This is a genomic window from Haloarchaeobius sp. FL176, from assembly GCF_024609245.1.
Taxonomy (GTDB): Archaea; Halobacteriota; Halobacteria; order Halobacteriales; family Natrialbaceae; genus Haloarchaeobius.
The window spans coordinates 1-16,113 of the sequence record NZ_JANJYH010000010.1; the positions used below are offsets into that span (position 1 = coordinate 1).

A 16,113-nucleotide genomic window follows, 5' to 3' on the forward strand; every position below is an offset into this window, starting at 1 on the left:
AGCCGACGCATAATCCGAGATGAGGAGTCCTTGTCGTGCACAGACTGGACTTCCTCATTCCTTCCGAAAGATGCCTCGATAAGCCGCCGCTATCACGCGTTTTCTCGCTTAACTAAAGACGGATGGATGACCGGGTTCTACCGGGACGTCGTTGGCCTCAGTGTGCTCCGTACAGCCGATACGACCTCGGTTCTCGGGGTTGACGACACACCACTCCTCGTTCTGGAGGGAACTGAAGATACCCTCCAGCGTCACCGATCAGCGGCCGGGCTGTATCACAACGCGTTCAGAGTACCTTCGCGTGCGGCTCTCGGTGACGCACTGGCTCGGATACGGGACCAGTGGCAACTCGGTGGTGCCTCCGATCACTGGGTCAGCGAGGCGCTGTATCTCACTGACCCGGAAGGGAACGGTATTGAGATCTACCGCGACTACCCCCGCGAGGACTGGCCAATCGCCGACGACGGTCGTGTTCGGATCAGCACCGAGCCGCTCGACCTCGCCAGTATCGAAGCTGCTGCCACAGGTGGTAGTCAGGCCCCGTCGGGAACGGACGTCGGGCACGTCCACCTCGAGGTCTCTTCGCTCGACGCGTTCAGGGACTTCTACGTGGATACGCTCGGATTCGAGGTGCAGACGACCGTGCCCGCCGCATCCTTCGTCTCGGCGGGTGGATATCACCACCACATCGGAGCGAACACGTGGAATCACCGATCAAAGCCAGTCGGCGGCAGAGGACTGTCCTGGTTCGAGGTCGTCCTTCCAGGCACAGAGGTACTCAACGTGATCCGAGAGCGAATCTCCGACAGTCAGTATACGGTCACTGCGAGGGATGAAGGAATAGCTGTTACTGGGCCAGATGAGATCGAAGTTCGACTCCGAGGGTGAAACCCTCACACCACTACCCAAGCTGTGTGAGTACACCTCAACACTTCCATATCTGGTAGTTCCTACCGCACTTCTAACGTGGTAGCTTTTCACTTTCTGTCCCGTAGTAATGGATTCCCGGTGAAAGACAGAACAAACACCTCCAATACGCAATGACTGACCATCCCCCCGACGAGAACGGGAACGACATCTCCGGACCGCCACATAATGATGCTTACGTCTACGAAATCCGGGCGGATGAATCACACAGCCAGGCTGTCGTCCGGGCTGTCGCCTCCGTTACAAACACGTCCGGAACGAACCTTGAACTGCTATACGAGGCCATTGATCCAGAACACCTTGATGGCCTGTTCGATGGGAACATCTTACCCGAGAGTACAGTTGTATTTCACTATAACGGCTGCCAGGTGAGCGTGACCCCGGATACGGTTCGTGTTTCCGAACGAACCTAAACCGGATACAGCGGGCGACACACCCTCGGACTCAAGATACTCACTTTAGTCTGAGCAGTAGCGATCCATCCACTCATCCAGTTCTCGGAACATCGGTTCGAGGTCGTTTAACATCTGTGTCATCTCGTATTCCACGCGGGGAGGGATCTCGTCGTATTGTGTGCGTTCCAAGAATCCAGCTTCGACGAGTTCACCAAGCCGCCGAGACAGCGTATTCGGGGAGATATCGAGCTCATCTTCGAGTTCGCCAAACCGAATCGGTTCATCGTCGTCCAAGACGAATTCCTTGAGGATCGCCAGCGTATGAGCCTTCCCAAGCAAGGAAAAAACCGTACTCATCCTATGGTTATGTTGCGTTTCCGCCCGGTCAGATTTGCTCATAGCATTACTACGATTTCAGTAGTAATGTATGTTGTGAGAAACCGAGTCTACATTCCCATACCCAAACAGTGCGAGTATGCTCCAACACTTCCATATTTGGTATTTCCTACCGTACTTCTAACTTGGTAGCTTTCAACTTCCAAAGTCGTATTATAGGATGAAGACATGCAAGTAAGCAATGATACCGCGCTCTACAAGGCACCTCGCACAGATCTCGGGCAGAATCAGGGGATGTTCAGAATGCATACCAACTATCCTGGTCGACTCCTCCCGGACCACGACGACCACGGCTACGGACCGCTCGCTCGCGTTGACGAGGCAATCTTGGATCCGGACACGTTCGTTGGTATGCACCCGCACCAAAACGACGAAATTGTCTCGTACGTCCCGACCGGCGTGATGCGTCACCGAGACCGGGCAGGCAACGAGTTAGTCATGGACTCTGAACACCTGATGGTGATGAACGCCGGGCGGGAGTTCTGGCACGAGGAGCAGACGCTCGCGGATGACCCGCAACTGCGGCTTCTCCAGATATTTGTTCGACCGCACACGACTGATCTCGAACCGAACATCCAGCAGAGACCAGTTCCGGATCCGGTCACCAATGAGTGGCGACACCTCTTCGGTCCGGAAGAGTCCGACGCACCGTTCTACGTGCGCAACGACGTCAACTTCTATGACGTCCACCTCGACGTGGGAACGAGTGTCGAACTGCCCTCGATAACGGGATGGGATACGTACTTCTACGTGTTCGAAGGCGCAGTCGAGGCCAACGAGACGACCTTCGGCCGGACAGAACAGGGGTTACTCGTCGGCGCGGAGGAACTGACAGTCACCGCCCAAGAAGAAACGTTGCTCGTTGCCTTCCTCATCAACCCCGACGCACCGCTTACGTACCAGGGGACCATCGGCCGGTAAATAGCTGCCATCGGTGACACCACGCAACACAAACGCAAAACAACAATCAATGGTAACAGACACGCCCGGGACCCATCATATCACGGGCATCGTCGGGATGCCCAGCGAAATCTCGACTTCTACACGGAAGTCCTCGGACTACGCCTCGTGAAACAGACGGTGAACTTCAATACAGGACGTTCACTTCGCAAACGTTCACCCGAAATACACATTTAGGATGGTTTCTTAGTCATTTTATGAAGCGACGCTCAGTCCTCGCTGCCTTCTCTGGTTGTGCTCTCCTGTCGTTATCTGGTTGTATCGCCGAACCTGGTACGAATGGTGGGCTGTTAGAAATCCTTGAAACACAGAAGCCTTCCGAGGCAACAGTTACGCCAGCAAACGATGAGCGGATCCGTTCTGTAGAACCAATCCAAACCGCACTTGACCGGGCAACTGCGAACGGAACTGCAGATCTACGGTTGAATCAATCCGAGTTTGATACTACCGCGACTGCTCTCACTCCATTGCCATGGTACGAACGGGAAGAGAACTCCCCCTCGGGCATATATATTCGTCACGAAGAGGAAATCTTCGTCGTGTCACTCTGGCCTTACTGTACCGACTTCATCCTTGGAAGTGCAGAAAGCGAGCGTGGTGTCTATGGTCGTGGAGGTTGTCTGGACCCAGAGGACCGTCCAGGAAGTTCTTGATCAATACGCATATCTACTGAACGGTTGTTCCACCGGGAAAGGTGTCGAACCAAGAGGATGTCAACAGAGCCACTGCGGTATAAAACACGCAGCGACAACACTATTCCTTATCTAGCCGAGTTCTCTCCTCCGAGAAATACAGTCGATGATACGAAATACATCCAGTGGTAAACCTTCGCAGTCACTTCCACACCCGGTAGTTACTACTTCACTTCTAACGTGGTAGCTTTTAACTTCTAAAAGCGTAGTTAGCGGTACAGTGAGTACTGACATACCCCACCAGAACCTGGCTATCATCGGCCACGTTGACCACGGCAAGAGCACACTCGTGGGGAGACTTCTCTATGAGACGGGGAGCGTTCCCGAGCACGTCATCGAACAACACCGCGAGGAAGCTGAGGAAAAAGGCAAGGGCGGCTTCGAGTTCGCCTACGTCATGGATAATCTTGCCGAGGAGCGTGAGCGAGGTGTCACGATAGACATCGCCCACCAGGAATTCTCGACGGAGGCGTACGACTTTACTATCGTCGATACACCGGGACACCGAGACTTTGTCAAGAATATGATCACGGGCGCGTCCCAGGCTGATCACGCTGTTCTCGTCGTCGCTGCTGACGATGGCGTCGCGCCCCAGACCCAGGAACACGTCTTCTTGGCCCGTACCCTGGGAATTGACGAACTTATTGTCGCTGTCAACAAGATGGACCTCGTCGACTACGAGGAAGCGACGTACAAGGAGGTCGTCGAGGAGGTAACCCAGTTGCTACAGCAAGTTCAGTTCGACACCGACGATGCCTCGTTCATCCCCGTATCCGCCTTCGAGGGTGACAACGTTGCCGATACCTCCGAAAACACGAACTGGTACGGCGGTGAGACGCTGCTGGAGGCGCTGAACGACTTACCTGAACCGGAACCGCCGTCGGATGCGCCCCTTCGACTGCCGATCCAGGATGTCTACACAATCGACGGCATCGGTACGGTCCCGGTCGGCCGCGTCGAGACGGGCGTCCTCAACATCGGCGACAATGTCTCGTTCCAGCCATCGGATGTCAGTGGCGAAGTGAAGACCATCGAGATGCACCACGAAGAAGTTCCGAAGGCCGATCCCGGTGACAACGTCGGGTTCAACGTTCGCGGTATCGGCAAGGACGACATCCGCCGAGGCGACGTCGTCGGTCCCGCTGACGACCCGCCAACGGTCGCCGAGACCTTCCAGGCACAGATCGTCGTTATGCAGCACCCAAGCGTGATTACTGCCGGATACACGCCGGTTCTCCACGCACACACGGCGCAGGTCGCCGGCACCATCGAATCCATCGACCAGAAGATCGATCCCTCCTCCGGCGAAGTTGCCGAAGAGGAACCTGACTTTATCAAATCCGGCGATGCTGCAGTCGTCACGATCCGACCACAGAAGCCCCTCAGCATCGAACCATCGAGCGAAATCTCCGAGTTAGGCAGCTTCGCTATCCGCGATATGGGCCAGACAATCGCAGCCGGCAAGGTTCTTGGAGTCATCGAGCGAGACTAAATCATCGGTGACGAACGCCATCATTGTTTGTGATGGCCTTATCGGCCCGAGTGCCGTGCTGTTTCCCACACAACAGTCTTGATACCGTCGTCCTTGACTCTCTTTTATGCTCTCAGTAGTCCTTCTAACCAAAGAGAGTGAGTAATTGTGAGTGACCCTGAACAGGAAGATTCGGAGTCCGAGTTCCGTGAATCAATGGATCACGCCCCATCGGGAGCACCTGCAGTTGGGTGGGCGATCGGCGACCGCTTCTCAACGGAGGAAATCTTCGTTCGCGTGCTCGCAAGTGCTGAAGAAGAGATCGACACCCGCAAACAACAGCTATTTTTCAGCGGATTGACGGCCGGATTTGCCATCGTCCTGACGTTCCTCGGCCATGCAGTCGGTGTGGCAGCATTCCCTGAGAACTCCCTTCTGAGTGCGATTCTGTACCCGGTCGGCTTCATCTACATAATTATAGGCGGCTATCAACTGTACACTGAGAACACGCTGCCGCCTGTCGCGCTGGTCCTTTCTCGTATCGCCAGTTTCCCGATGTTGCTCCGCGTCTGGAGTATCGTGCTACTCGGCAACGTGGTCGGTGCCGCGCTCGGGGCATACGTCCTTGCAAACGGACAGGTGCTCTCGCCTGACGCAGTTCAGGCTGGTCTCGCATTTACCAGTGAAGGACTTGAGAAGGACTGGTGGGCGGTCTTTAATCGGTCGATTTTCGCGGGGTGGCTAGTCGCTGGCGTCGTCTGGCTCAACCATGCGGCGCGCGATACGATCTCTCGTTTCATTATTATCTATTTCATCTTCTATCTGATCGCGGCTGCCGAACTCTATCACGTCATTACTGCAGCGTGTGAAGTGCTCTTCTTTCTGTTCGTCACTGGATCAGCATCGGGTACTGTCGTGTCCGAATTCTGGCTTCCGATTCTTCTCGGAAACACGATCGGCGGCGTGTTACTATTTACCTTAGTGAACTACGCACAGACCGAGCAGCGCCGCTTCCCTACCATCCGAGAACTAAATATGCGCGAACTGTTGTTCGGTTGGCACGGTGGCACCAAGCAGCGGTCTGATTCCCTTGAACCGGCTTATCAATACTTTGAGAAAGAAGACTGACCGCTTCGTCTCGGCGTCGAATACCCGCCCCAAATTTCCGTGCTCTCGAATGGTCCGGTAAAGGTGTGAACTTTACGGTGGATTGATCTGGAAATCATAATACCTCTACCTTTGTCCTGAGAGATATCTCAGTTCTACGTGAGTCCGATGCCCTCGGCTATCAGTTCGTGCGACCGGAGTGCGTCGTCGTGGGTTGCATGGATGTGCTGAATCATCATTTCATCGACGCCGACACGGTCTGCAAGTTGTTCGAAAAGCGACGCGAGTGTCTCCGGACTGCCGGAAATCGCTCGTGGCCATTCACCAGTATCGAGTGTTGCGGGGGTCGGTTCGGGAACGCGACCGAGTTCGTCGATGGCTTCATCGATGGAGGGCCGCGTTCCGACGACACCGCGTTGCATACGTTTATACGACGCCTCGGCCACGGCCCGGAGCCGTGCTGCCTCGTCGTCAGTCTCGGCACAGACCGCATTCACCGCAATCATCCCCGCTGGTTCGTCGACGCCGCCCGCCAGTGCAGACGGCTGGAACTGTTGGCGGTACGCCTCGAATGATTGAGTGGCGAGCTGTGGTCGGATGAACGCTGCGAAGCAGAACGGGAGTCCGAGTTTGGCAGCTATCGCCGCGCTCGACGGACTGGACCCGAGCACCCATGGATCCGGAGTTCCCGCCTCGGAACGTGGGATCTGCAGGTCACTGTACGGATGGTCGTCGGGATAGTCGTCGTAAAGATGGTTGACGACGGCTTCGATCTTCTCTGAGTGGTCCTTATCGGGGTTCTGTACGCGCCGGTCCGTTCCGAGTGCGCGGTCGGCCGCTGGCGACCCGTTCGCCCGACCAAGGCCCGCATCGATACGGCCTGGAGCAAGCGCGTCCAGCACGCTAAACTGTTCGGCGACCTTGAACGGGCTGTAGTGGTTGAGCAGCACCGCTCCCGACCCCAGCCGAATCGAGTCTGTTTCCGCGGCAAGGTGTCCAAGCAGCACCTCGGGCGTCGTCCCGGCGATGGAGTCCGCCATGCCGTGGTGTTCGGCCACCCAGAACCGGGAGTACCCGAGCTGTTCCGCCTGTTGGGCGGCCTCAATGGTGTTCGCGTACGCATCACTTGCAGTCCCATCGACGGGAACGGGGGACAGGTCGACGGCAGAGAGATCCATACCCAGATTCGGAGACTGCGAGAGTTAACGGTTTGGTTAGTCCGTCTCTTTTTCGCACCAATTGCCAGACCGTCGATGGGACACGCTCAGAGATAAACTCCCGAAACGACCCTGCTTACGGTCGTGTGTCGATGGGATTGAGAAGGTTTTTCGCACTGACTGAATAATTAGCTACTATGGCAGACGTACTTGTTATCGGTGGTGGTCCGGCTGGTCTCAGTACCGCGCTATTCACGGCGAAGAACGGTCTCGAAACGACTGCTTTCGACACCGACGAGACGTGGATGCATAAGGCCCACCTGTTCAATTACCCTGGCATCGGGTCGATCGACGGAACGAACTATATGGCTACGCTCCGCGAACAGGTCGATGATTTCGGCGTCACCCGACACCAAGACACCGAGGTCACGTCTGTTTCGACAACCGACGATGGGTTCCGCGTCACCACAAGCGATGATGAGTACACTGCGAACTATGTCGTGTTAGCGACGGGGGCGAACCGCGACCTCGCGGATAACTTAGGCTGCTCGTTCACCGATGCGGACGTCGTTGACGTGGACGTAACGATGGAAACGTCAGTCGAAGACGCGTACGCGACCGGCGCAATGGTCCGAGCCGAAGAGTGGCAGGCGGTCATCTCGGCAGGTGACGGCGCAGCAGCCGCGCTCAACATTCTCACAAAAGAGAAAGGCGAGCACTTCCACGACTTCGACGTGCCAGCGGACGCCGAAGAACTGTTCGGGTCGTTAGTCGACACCGAGTAATCAGGGCCCTTCGGTGTTCGCTCGTCTCATTCGCTACTTCCCGTCTGAGGGTGGCTCCCCGTACCGGTGTAGCCGAACCCGCGAGAGCGATACCAACAATCGGACCGCAGCCGCTGCGAGGAATTCATCCCTATGAGTGACCGATCCAGACTTGCGCTCGTCGTGTGGAGTGTCCTCGTTTCACAGGTCTTTCTCTATCCGGGACTCGACGAGATCGTCTCGGTGCTTGGAGGCAGTGAGAGCATTCTCGCGGGGACGTGGTTCCTGATCGCCGAGTTCGCCGCGTTCGTCGTCTGTGCTGTCTTGTGGGGTATCGTGAGTGATTCACTCGGCACACGGTCCCCACTTATCGTACTTGGCGCTGTGGGCGGGGCAGCAAGTTATCTGGTAGTCGCGTCCGCACCCACCCTCGGGTTCGGGTTCGGCGTCGTACTACTAGTGCGCGTCATTGGCGGTGCGTTCACGATCGGTGCGTTCTCGCTGTCGATCACGATGCTGATGGATCTCTCGGGCGGTCACGGCCGAAATATGGGCGCGGCCGGGACGGCTATCGGACTCGGTGCGGCGCTCGGCTCGGTCGTCGGCGGGCAACTGACGAGCGTCGACCCGCTCGCGCCCCTGTACGGCGGTGCAGCGCTCCTCGCTGGTGCAGCTGTCCTCGCTGCGACGGTTCCCGACCGGGGTTCCGGTGGCGGGCTTCCCGTGGGTACGGTCGTTGACCGCGTGCGAACACGCCCGGCGTTACTCGTCCCGTTCGCGTTCGGCTACATTGACCGGTTAACTGCGGGGTTCTTCGCGCTGACCGGTGTCGCTTACTTCAGAGAAGCGTTCGGCGTTGACGCCGCACAGGCGGGGCTCACACTGGCGTTGTTCTTCGTACCGTTCGCGGTGTTGCAGTATCCGGTCGGCTCGCTTTCTGATCGGATTGGTCGCTTCGTCCCCGTTGTCGTCGGATCGGTGCTGTACGGGGTCACAATCATCGCTGTCGTCCTCGCTCCTACGTACGGGATTGCGGCGGGACTGATGGTTCTTGTCGGTATCTGCGGCGCGTTGGTCTCTCCGACGACGATGGCCCTCGTCACCGACATAGTGCCGGCGACAGAACGGGGCGCTGCGATGGGTGGCTTCAACGTGTTCGGAAGCCTCGGGATGCTGAGCGGGTTTATCATCGGTGGGACCGTCACGGACCTATACGGGTATCTACCGGCGTTTGTCGCTGCCGGCGGTCTGGAGATCGCAATCGCCACTGTTACATCCAGAGCCGTCTGGAAGATCACGTTTCACGAACGAGGCCCGGTACCGGGTGGCGGCGGCAACTGACCGAACCGAACGACGCACTGAACCGACGGAGCGGCACAGCTTCCGCTGTGGAAGTCGCTATATGCGCTGCTTCGTTGATGTCTATAAGATGTGTTCTGGCTCTGACTTTACCGAGAGTCGGCGATGGGGTCTCGGTAATCAGAGTTAGTAGCAGAACTCGCGTTCAGTCTCGTAACGGCTCTCCTCGGTCTCGTCTTGACGGACGTGATGCGTACCGTCGATCAACCCGGTCAGGAATGTGGCCCGATATATTTTATTGGCAGCCATCGTAAGCCCAGTATGGCAGACGACGAACAAGAATCCGAGTCCGAAGCAGAATCGGCAGACGACGAGACGGAACGTGAAGGTGAGCGGATGATGAATCGTGCAGACGGCGCAGAGATTCTGCGAGAAGTCGCTGCTGGTGTCGAGAACGGGACGATCGACATCGAAGGAGAGAACGGTTTCACGGTGGCGGTACCGGAGCGATTCGAACTGGAAGTCGAGTACGAAACTACCGACGACGAGGCAGAGTTCGAAGTCGAACTCGAATGGCAACTGGAAGACGGCGAAGCAATACCGGCAGACGAATAATTCGTACGCCGGTCTCCGTTGTAGCCAAACGTGGTAATCTGGCTTTGTCAAAACCCTCTGACGGAGATTGGATTGGAATCCTCAACGGTCAGTACAGGATGCAACGTTATCACGTCCAATAAGATTGATAGTCATCACAAATGAGTGAACCGTACATTCAACAAGCGACATTGACCGTTGCCGAGCAACTTACGGAGGTATACCAGAGCGCATATCAGGAAAATGCTGACAGTGGTCATTCTTCCGGGCGGGATTCGATATCTCCGTGTTGTCCTGACCTCGTTGGAGTTCGGGGAGAGAAGCGTTCGTTGGGCCCTGTGACCGGTGCGACAATCTGTACTAGTTCTGTTTGTTCTCGTCTATCTCGGGTTTGAGGACGGCGTTCACATATTCGTCTGCGGTTTGTCTGGCCGTTGCAAGCGTATCCGTTTCGTCAAGTACGACTGCCCGAGCACGAGCGCCGTCAACGATAGTCATGAGTGCGCGTGCTGTATGTTCGGTGTCGACGTCGTGGAATACATCTTCCTGGATGCCGTGGTCCATCACAGTCTTGAGCATGTACCGGACGTATTCGTCGTTCTGTTGGAATCGCTTTCCGAATGCTTCCTTGTACGGTGCTTGACTCCGCATCTCTAGGACGGCGATCAACAGGTCGTGATGGTCCTCTGGAGCGACGAGTAATTTATCGAGTAAGAGATTCAGTCGCTGCTCGGGATCGGTCGTTTCGACCTCGTGGATCGTATTGACGAACCGTTCGAGGATATAGTCGAGGAATGCGACGAGCAGATCGTCTTTCGTGTCGTAGTGGTAATGAACAGCAGCGGTCGATTTGCCGTACTCGTCAGCGATCCGCTTGATTGTGAGGTCAGCGTAACCGTGTTCTTGAAGTACGCGATAGGTCGCACGCATGATCTCCTCGTTAGAATCCGAAGAAGTCCGTTCCGGCGGTTCAGCCATTGGTCCAATATTAGTCCTGCGTCAGATAACTGTTTTGACCGCCTCATTAGTCCCAGAGGTTCTGAATATCGGCTGTATACTGAATGCAGGCCGGAAATCCGGTGTTCACTCGTCCGGATCATCCTTCCAAACCCTTTTGACTAACTAGTTAGTAAGTATGTTATCGACCAAATGGCGGACGACCCAGCCACCGAAATCCTGGATGCGACGTATCGTGCCCTCTGTGAGCACGGCTACGCAAACCTCACACTCCAGGATATCGCTACTGAAGCAGACACGAGCAAGGGATCGATCCACTATCACTACGATTCCAAAGACCAGTTGTTCGTTGCCTTCCTCGACGAACTGTACGAGCGGTTCACCGACCGCGTGAACTCACGCGACGGTGACACGCCGCGTGAACAGCTTGAAGCGCTCCTCCAGGTTTTACTCACGACCGACGCCGACTCGTCGCTGAGAGCATTCCGAACCGCGATGCTCGAACTGACAGCACAAGCCCCGTACAATTCGACTCTCCAGGAACGCCTCACCGACTTCGACGAGTTCCTGATCGAACAGTTACGAGAAATACTCGCAGCTGGCGTGGACACCGGCGAATTCGACGATAACATCAATCCAGTCCACGATGCAGAATACCTCGCAACGACGATCACCGGCGCACACACTCGCCACGTCGCCATCAACCACTCCTCTGACCAACTCTACGACACGATGACCAGATACATCGAACGACAGCTGCTCGCCGACGAGCAAGCGGAGGTCGCACAGTAATGGCGCTGTTACGCCGTCTCAGTTCACTCTTCAAAGGCCCCGAAGAGTTCGACCTCACGTCGGGCGGCATCGGGAAGCCACTGTTCTTCCTGTCTATGCCGATCGTCGTCACGAACCTCTTCCAGACCGCGTACAACCTCGCCGACACGTTCTGGCTCGGCCAGTACAGTACGGACGCGCTCGCTGCGATCAGCTTCGCGTTCCCGATGGTGTTCTTGCTCATCTCGCTCGGAATGGGGATTTCAGTCGCAGGTAGCGTCCTCGTCGCACAGTTTACCGGCGCGAACGAGGAACGCGAAGCCGAGTACGCCGCCTCCCAAACCGTAACATTCGCCGTCATCGCCTCGATCCTCCTCGGCAGTATCGGGTACTTCGGTGTCGACACGTTCCTTGGCCTGATGGGCGCGTCGCAAGACGTGTTGCCGCTGGCGACGAGTTACATGGAAGTCATTTCGCTCGGGCTCGTGTTCATGTTCGGGTTTGCCGTCTTCGTCGCACTCATGCGCGGATATGGCGACACTATCACCCCGATGCTCGTCATGTTTGGGTCGGTCGTACTCAATATCATCATCGACCCGTTCCTGATCTTCGGGTGGACAGTCGTCGAGAACGCGCCGCTCGTCGGGACTATCGCGTTCCCGGAACTCGGTATTCAGGGCGCGGCCATCGCCACCGTGTTCTCGCGTGCGCTCGCACTGGTCGTCGGCCTGGCGATCATGTTCCGCGGTAACCGAGGCGTCCAGATCCACCTCCGAGATATGGTCCCGGACCTCTCGTATCTCCGCCGGCTCGTTCGCATCGGCCTCCCCGCGTCCATCGAAGGGACTGGCCGAGCGTTGTCGATGAACCTCCTGCTGGTCATCGTTGCGATGTTTCCGGACACAGTCGTCGCCGCGTACGGCATCGGCACGCGTGTCTTCTCAGTTGCCTTCCTCCCCGCCCTCGCCGTCGCCCGCGGTGTCGAAACGATGACCGGCCAGAACATCGGGGCCGACAAACCGGACCGAGCCGCGCAGGCGGCGGGGCTGGCGGCGAAAGTTCTCTTCGGGCTCCTCACGGTCGCGGGAATCGCTGCCTTCCTGTTCCCTGAACCCATCGTCTCGGTGTTCGTCGGTGCAGACCAGGCGAACGCCGGCCAGGTAATTGAGATCGGAGCGGAGTTCATTCGGTACGTCGCACTGACGTTCGGGTTTATGGGCATTATGCGGGCGTACACAGGCAGTTTCCGGGGGGCTGGGAAAACGCTCACTGCGGCGGCGATCTCCGTGCTGACGCTCGGTGTCATTCGCTTCCCGGTCGCGTGGATCACCGCAGGCCCGCTCGGAGAAACGGGTGTCTGGCTGTCGTTCGCGGTCTCGAACATCGCCGGAGCAATCATCGCCTACGCGTGGTACCAGCGCGGCACGTGGCGCAGGAGCGACCTGACCGAATCAAAAGTCGACATCGACGAAACAAGTGTTGAAGCAACAGCAGGTGATGACTGATACCAATGGCTGACTCGGCATCTGTCCACTCCGCACAGATCGAGTGCCACCTTGAGCAGGTGCTCAGTGACGCGGACGAGGCCAATCTACCGTTCGTCCGGGAAGTATTGTACGAATCCCCCGACAGGTGGTACGGACAGCTGATGGTAACAGTGCAGCTTCCGGGGTGCTGGAAAGACGCTCACAGCCGCAGCCATCTCCGTGCTGATGCTCGGTGTCATCCGCTTCCCGATTGCGTGGGTCGCTGCCGGACCGCTCGGAGAACCCGGCATCTGGCTGTCGTTCGCCATCTCGAACGTCGCGGGGGCAATCATCGCCTTCGCATGGTATCGACGCGGGACGTGGCGTGAGACGACTCTCACGGACTCTAGAGTTGACCTCAACAAGGTCACCACTGAGGCCCCAGCAGACGGAGATTGAGGGACGTAACCATCTAGAGACAGTACATCAGTCGAAGATCGACGCATAATTCAATCGCGTTCTCAGCGACGCGGATGACCGCAGGGGTGCGTCTCGTGAGTGAGCCTCCGATGAGGACATTCGGCCGCCGTCGATCACGACGGACAGTGCACGGTCGATTCCCCAGCGACTCTCAGAGGCTGCCGAGATCGACATCGACTATCCGAAACACGACTACCTGGCCTTGTTGAAACCCTCTTACCGTCTTGCGATTGCATATAGACGCGAGTTCCGGCCGCTTTGCTTGTGAACGGTCAGAAGAACGCCTCTCTGGATGTCAGTGTAGAAGGGTTTCAACAGAGCCGACTACCTCTCACCACACGGCTGTCGGCGGGGGAATGGAAGAGGTCCTCGTCAGGGCATTTGGGTACACTGTGGCTGCCCGATATCTCGACAATTCAGAGGAGATGGTCGGGAACAGTATTCGCATATTGAAGCTGGCGAGTTGGTTGATGTCGCTACTGAAGTTCTCGAAGATGTCGATTTGGTAGAAGCTGGATTGACAACAATCAGCCTGTGCTGAAGCATTCAACACTAGGTTTATACCGCTCGGCCGGCTTCTTTCCGATATGAGCCTCGAAGAGACGGTTGACTATCTCGCCGAAGAACTCGACCTTGAGCGAAGTGAACACGTTCGCGAGGTCGGTCACTCGGTCGCTGAGCTTCGCGACTGATCAGAACATCTCTCTGAAGTCCCGTTCGACGAGTCCGTCTTCCAGATACGTGATGAACTCTTGTTTCGTTGGTCCTTGACGGTCGAGCAGGTCGTCCCCATCTGCTCGTTCGAGAACTGCCTGCGCGAAGTCCGTACAGTGGGATTCATGCTTCTCAGCGTACTCTGAGAGGGCTTCTCTCCAGTGCATATCCAGCTCGAACTCTGCTAATCGGATTTGGATTCCGTCTTTCCGTTCGACGAGGTCGACGTCCAGGTCTTCGAGTTGCTTGAAACGGAGGTTGTTCCGGCGGACCGTGATGAGCCGCTTGGAATCGACGATGTAGGGATCGACCCACTCCCGCCAGGTATCGTCGTCAACGTGCGTTCGTGGCATCTCAAAAGCCGGGTCTACACTCTCAATACAGAACTGAAGCATCGCGATGCCAGTCCGATGATTCGCATTCGGCAGAGAATGTCGGAGAATCAAATTCGACATCACCTCTCCAGCGACGTTCGGAAGTGGTGCTCCCCAGGATACGTGATCGAGCGCTTGCTGGATCTTTTGTGGTTCGAACTCCTTGTAGAGCCGAAACTCATCCTCATCTCGAACATCGACCGCAGCCTCAAGCAGCTCTACCAACCGGAATGCGACAACTTGCCCAGAACGGGGGAGATCACGAATACGGTCGCTCAGCCATTCCTGATCAAAGTCGATGTCTTGGGCAGATTCGATCTCCGACTCGCCTTCGTAGAGCACATAGACCGGTGTTTCGAAGGGGTATCCGATGAGCTTTGTCGACTCGTCGGACTGCTCTCGTTGAGACAGAATCTCTTCTACCGATACCGAGCTATATTTGAGTGAGAAATTCTCGGCCTGTGGGTGATGATAGAAGACGACCCGAGCCATCTTAATGCGTATTCGGGGGAAGTGGGTAAAGCATTCCCGCTTTTATATTGAGTTCTACTCGCCTGGTTCTACTAGGTAGTGGATGCGTTCACGTCCTCTAAATACTGTCTTTCCCACTCACGTCGCGCCTCGATCTCCCGCACTCCGCGTTGTGTGACCGTGTACACGTTCGTCCGTTTGTCGCTTTTACCTTTCTCCAGGGATTCATCTCGCGCCTGAAAGCGCGGGTATTCTCCTTGCTCTTTACAAATTCTATTTCGAAGATAGAGTGGTACAAGTTATCAATTGATACTGTGAATATAAGTGCCCGCAGCAAGCAGTCATCGAACGCACGTGGCAGAAATGGTTGTTGCATATCACCACTACAGAAGATGACACGGAACACTGTCAACACGACCGTTTCGCTCAGGCCCGCAGACGCGGTCTTCTTGGAATGGGCGAGCGGCGTCAACGCTTCGGGGCTTTTCCGGGAAGAACTCGCGGACCAAATGGCCTACCGGGGTATCGACCGTCGGCAGCTGGTCTCCCTCGTCGGTCAGGCTCTCGACGCGGGAGCCGACCTCGACGATCTACTCGAACAGACCACAGACATGGACGACCTCGAAGCACTCCTCGATACTAACAAGAAAATAGATGATGACAACTGACACGACGGACGTCCACGACCGGGACGATTCGACTACTGACAGGGACGACTTCAAACACCGCATCGCACACCGACTCCCAACTGAGGCCGTCTCACTCGCTGTCGGTCTGGGATTCCTCATCGTTGGCGTTGCCCCCGTCCTCGCAGCCCCGGACGATGTCGGGACTGTCTACTGTGACACCGGTGTCGAGACCGGCATCGACCTAGTCTTCGGCGCTGTCGCGGGTCTCGGACTGCCTGCGACTGGCTACTACATGAGCAAAGGCGGACTCTCGTACATGCGCGCTGGTGGAAATCCGGAGAAGAAGAATCAGGCGAAAGAACGTCTCGTCATGTCCGGAGTTGGATTCGCCATCGTCGTTCTGGCGCTCCTGTCACCCGAACTAGTCGACAAAATCGGTTCCCAGATGGGCTTCGGTTTCTCCGATTGTGTGAAGCCTTTCTAACGATT

At 56.6% G+C, this 16,113-nt stretch carries 16 protein-coding genes and 4 pseudogenes; 15 read left to right on the top strand and 5 right to left on the bottom strand.

Annotated features, from left to right (window positions below; all coding sequences use genetic code 11):
* Positions 1 to 126: 126 nt before the first annotated feature.
* Complete coding sequence (locus tag NO978_RS15690) at positions 127 to 888, top strand: VOC family protein (RefSeq protein WP_257300540.1); 762 nt, start codon at positions 127 to 129, stop codon at positions 886 to 888.
* 152 nt (positions 889 to 1,040) lie between these two features.
* On the top strand, positions 1,041 to 1,340 hold the full coding sequence (locus NO978_RS20020) for a HalOD1 output domain-containing protein (RefSeq protein WP_135536563.1): 300 nt from the start codon (positions 1,041 to 1,043) through the stop codon (positions 1,338 to 1,340).
* 45 nt (positions 1,341 to 1,385) lie between these two features.
* Here the strand turns inward: NO978_RS20020 and NO978_RS15695 are convergent, their stop codons facing one another.
* On the bottom strand, positions 1,386 to 1,721 hold the full coding sequence (locus NO978_RS15695; protein WP_202613947.1) for a helix-turn-helix domain-containing protein: 336 nt from the start codon (positions 1,719 to 1,721) through the stop codon (positions 1,386 to 1,388).
* Positions 1,722 to 1,886: 165 nt separating this feature from the next.
* Between NO978_RS15695 and NO978_RS15700 the strand changes: the two genes are divergently transcribed.
* The 4 genes and pseudogenes from NO978_RS15700 (at position 1,887) to NO978_RS15715 (ending at position 5,969) form a co-directional block, all read left to right on the top strand.
* Positions 1,887 to 2,639 (top strand): pirin family protein, encoded by a 753-nt coding sequence (locus NO978_RS15700; RefSeq protein ID WP_369684154.1) that lies wholly within the window; start codon positions 1,887 to 1,889, stop codon positions 2,637 to 2,639.
* Between the two features lie 49 nt (positions 2,640 to 2,688).
* Positions 2,689 to 2,810 (top strand): annotated as a pseudogene (locus tag NO978_RS15705) (VOC family protein); the annotation flags it as partial.
* A gap of 780 nt (positions 2,811 to 3,590) precedes the next feature.
* Complete coding sequence (gene tuf / locus NO978_RS15710; RefSeq protein ID WP_235167714.1) at positions 3,591 to 4,862, top strand: translation elongation factor EF-1 subunit alpha; 1,272 nt, start codon at positions 3,591 to 3,593, stop codon at positions 4,860 to 4,862.
* Between the two features lie 195 nt (positions 4,863 to 5,057).
* Positions 5,058 to 5,969, top strand: a complete 912-nt coding sequence (locus NO978_RS15715) for a formate/nitrite transporter family protein (protein ID WP_006667280.1) — start codon at positions 5,058 to 5,060, stop codon at positions 5,967 to 5,969.
* Positions 5,970 to 6,103: 134 nt separating this feature from the next.
* On the opposite strand, the gene NO978_RS15720 is transcribed toward NO978_RS15715, so the two are convergent.
* Entirely contained in the window at positions 6,104 to 7,126 is a 1,023-nt protein-coding gene (locus tag NO978_RS15720; protein WP_235167716.1) for an LLM class flavin-dependent oxidoreductase, read from the bottom strand.
* 176 nt (positions 7,127 to 7,302) lie between these two features.
* On the opposite strand from NO978_RS15720, the gene NO978_RS15725 reads away from it, so the two are divergent.
* The 3 genes from NO978_RS15725 to NO978_RS15735 all read left to right on the top strand — a co-directional run bounded on the left by NO978_RS15725 (position 7,303) and on the right by NO978_RS15735 (position 9,783).
* Positions 7,303 to 7,890, top strand: coding sequence for an NAD(P)/FAD-dependent oxidoreductase (locus tag NO978_RS15725; RefSeq protein WP_235167718.1), 588 nt, complete (start codon positions 7,303 to 7,305; stop codon positions 7,888 to 7,890).
* Between the two features lie 132 nt (positions 7,891 to 8,022).
* Entirely contained in the window at positions 8,023 to 9,210 is a 1,188-nt protein-coding gene (locus NO978_RS15730; RefSeq protein ID WP_257300542.1) for an MFS transporter, read from the top strand.
* Positions 9,211 to 9,417: 207 nt separating this feature from the next.
* Positions 9,418 to 9,783: an amphi-Trp domain-containing protein gene (locus NO978_RS15735; RefSeq protein WP_257300543.1), complete on the top strand. Its 366-nt coding sequence runs from the start codon at positions 9,418 to 9,420 to the stop codon at positions 9,781 to 9,783.
* A 339-nt stretch (positions 9,784 to 10,122) separates the two neighbouring features.
* Here NO978_RS15735 and NO978_RS15740 read toward each other — a convergent pair whose 3' ends face one another.
* Positions 10,123 to 10,740, bottom strand: coding sequence for a TetR/AcrR family transcriptional regulator (locus NO978_RS15740; protein ID WP_257300544.1), 618 nt, complete (start codon positions 10,738 to 10,740; stop codon positions 10,123 to 10,125).
* Between the two features lie 171 nt (positions 10,741 to 10,911).
* On the opposite strand from NO978_RS15740, the gene NO978_RS15745 reads away from it, so the two are divergent.
* The 4 genes and pseudogenes from NO978_RS15745 to NO978_RS15760 all read left to right on the top strand — a co-directional run.
* Complete coding sequence (locus NO978_RS15745) at positions 10,912 to 11,511, top strand: TetR/AcrR family transcriptional regulator (RefSeq protein WP_135536549.1); 600 nt, start codon at positions 10,912 to 10,914, stop codon at positions 11,509 to 11,511.
* Positions 11,511 to 12,995 carry an MATE family efflux transporter gene (locus NO978_RS15750; RefSeq protein WP_235168827.1) on the top strand — a complete coding sequence of 495 codons (1,485 nt, stop codon included), beginning with the start codon at positions 11,511 to 11,513 and terminating at the stop codon, positions 12,993 to 12,995. The genes NO978_RS15745 and NO978_RS15750 overlap by 1 nt, the downstream gene beginning before the upstream one ends.
* Positions 12,996 to 13,151: 156 nt before the next feature.
* Positions 13,152 to 13,415, top strand: a pseudogene (locus NO978_RS15755) (MATE family efflux transporter); the annotation flags it as partial.
* 343 nt (positions 13,416 to 13,758) lie between these two features.
* A pseudogene (locus NO978_RS15760) lies at positions 13,759 to 13,977 on the top strand (hypothetical protein); the annotation flags it as partial.
* A 151-nt stretch (positions 13,978 to 14,128) separates the two neighbouring features.
* Here NO978_RS15760 and NO978_RS15765 read toward each other — a convergent pair.
* On the bottom strand, positions 14,129 to 15,016 hold the full coding sequence (locus tag NO978_RS15765) for a hypothetical protein (protein WP_257300545.1): 888 nt from the start codon (positions 15,014 to 15,016) through the stop codon (positions 14,129 to 14,131).
* A 71-nt stretch (positions 15,017 to 15,087) separates the two neighbouring features.
* Positions 15,088 to 15,216: pseudogene (locus tag NO978_RS15770) on the bottom strand (PadR family transcriptional regulator); the annotation flags it as partial.
* Positions 15,217 to 15,387: 171 nt separating this feature from the next.
* Here NO978_RS15770 and NO978_RS15775 point away from each other — a divergent pair.
* Positions 15,388 to 15,663, top strand: coding sequence for a hypothetical protein (locus tag NO978_RS15775; RefSeq protein WP_257300546.1), 276 nt, complete (start codon positions 15,388 to 15,390; stop codon positions 15,661 to 15,663).
* On the top strand, positions 15,650 to 16,108 hold the full coding sequence (locus NO978_RS15780; protein ID WP_257300547.1) for a pilin: 459 nt from the start codon (positions 15,650 to 15,652) through the stop codon (positions 16,106 to 16,108). Before NO978_RS15775 ends, NO978_RS15780 begins: the two co-directional genes overlap by 14 nt.
* Positions 16,109 to 16,113: the final 5 nt, after the last annotated feature.

Coding starts and splice junctions, on each gene's coding strand:
- NO978_RS15690 (WP_257300540.1), top strand. CDS start 127: ATGACCGGGTTCTACCGGGACGTCGTTGGCCTCAGTGTGCTCCGTACA.
- NO978_RS20020 (WP_135536563.1), top strand. CDS start 1,041: ATGACTGACCATCCCCCCGACGAGAACGGGAACGACATCTCCGGACCG.
- NO978_RS15695 (WP_202613947.1), bottom strand. CDS start 1,721: ATGAGCAAATCTGACCGGGCGGAAACGCAACATAACCATAGGATGAGT.
- NO978_RS15700 (WP_369684154.1), top strand. CDS start 1,887: ATGCAAGTAAGCAATGATACCGCGCTCTACAAGGCACCTCGCACAGAT.
- NO978_RS15715 (WP_006667280.1), top strand. CDS start 5,058: ATGGATCACGCCCCATCGGGAGCACCTGCAGTTGGGTGGGCGATCGGC.
- NO978_RS15720 (WP_235167716.1), bottom strand. CDS start 7,126: ATGGATCTCTCTGCCGTCGACCTGTCCCCCGTTCCCGTCGATGGGACT.
- NO978_RS15725 (WP_235167718.1), top strand. CDS start 7,303: ATGGCAGACGTACTTGTTATCGGTGGTGGTCCGGCTGGTCTCAGTACC.
- NO978_RS15730 (WP_257300542.1), top strand. CDS start 8,023: ATGAGTGACCGATCCAGACTTGCGCTCGTCGTGTGGAGTGTCCTCGTT.
- NO978_RS15735 (WP_257300543.1), top strand. CDS start 9,418: ATGCGTACCGTCGATCAACCCGGTCAGGAATGTGGCCCGATATATTTT.
- NO978_RS15740 (WP_257300544.1), bottom strand. CDS start 10,740: ATGGCTGAACCGCCGGAACGGACTTCTTCGGATTCTAACGAGGAGATC.
- NO978_RS15745 (WP_135536549.1), top strand. CDS start 10,912: ATGGCGGACGACCCAGCCACCGAAATCCTGGATGCGACGTATCGTGCC.
- NO978_RS15750 (WP_235168827.1), top strand. CDS start 11,511: ATGGCGCTGTTACGCCGTCTCAGTTCACTCTTCAAAGGCCCCGAAGAG.
- NO978_RS15765 (WP_257300545.1), bottom strand. CDS start 15,016: ATGGCTCGGGTCGTCTTCTATCATCACCCACAGGCCGAGAATTTCTCA.
- NO978_RS15775 (WP_257300546.1), top strand. CDS start 15,388: ATGACACGGAACACTGTCAACACGACCGTTTCGCTCAGGCCCGCAGAC.
- NO978_RS15780 (WP_257300547.1), top strand. CDS start 15,650: ATGATGACAACTGACACGACGGACGTCCACGACCGGGACGATTCGACT.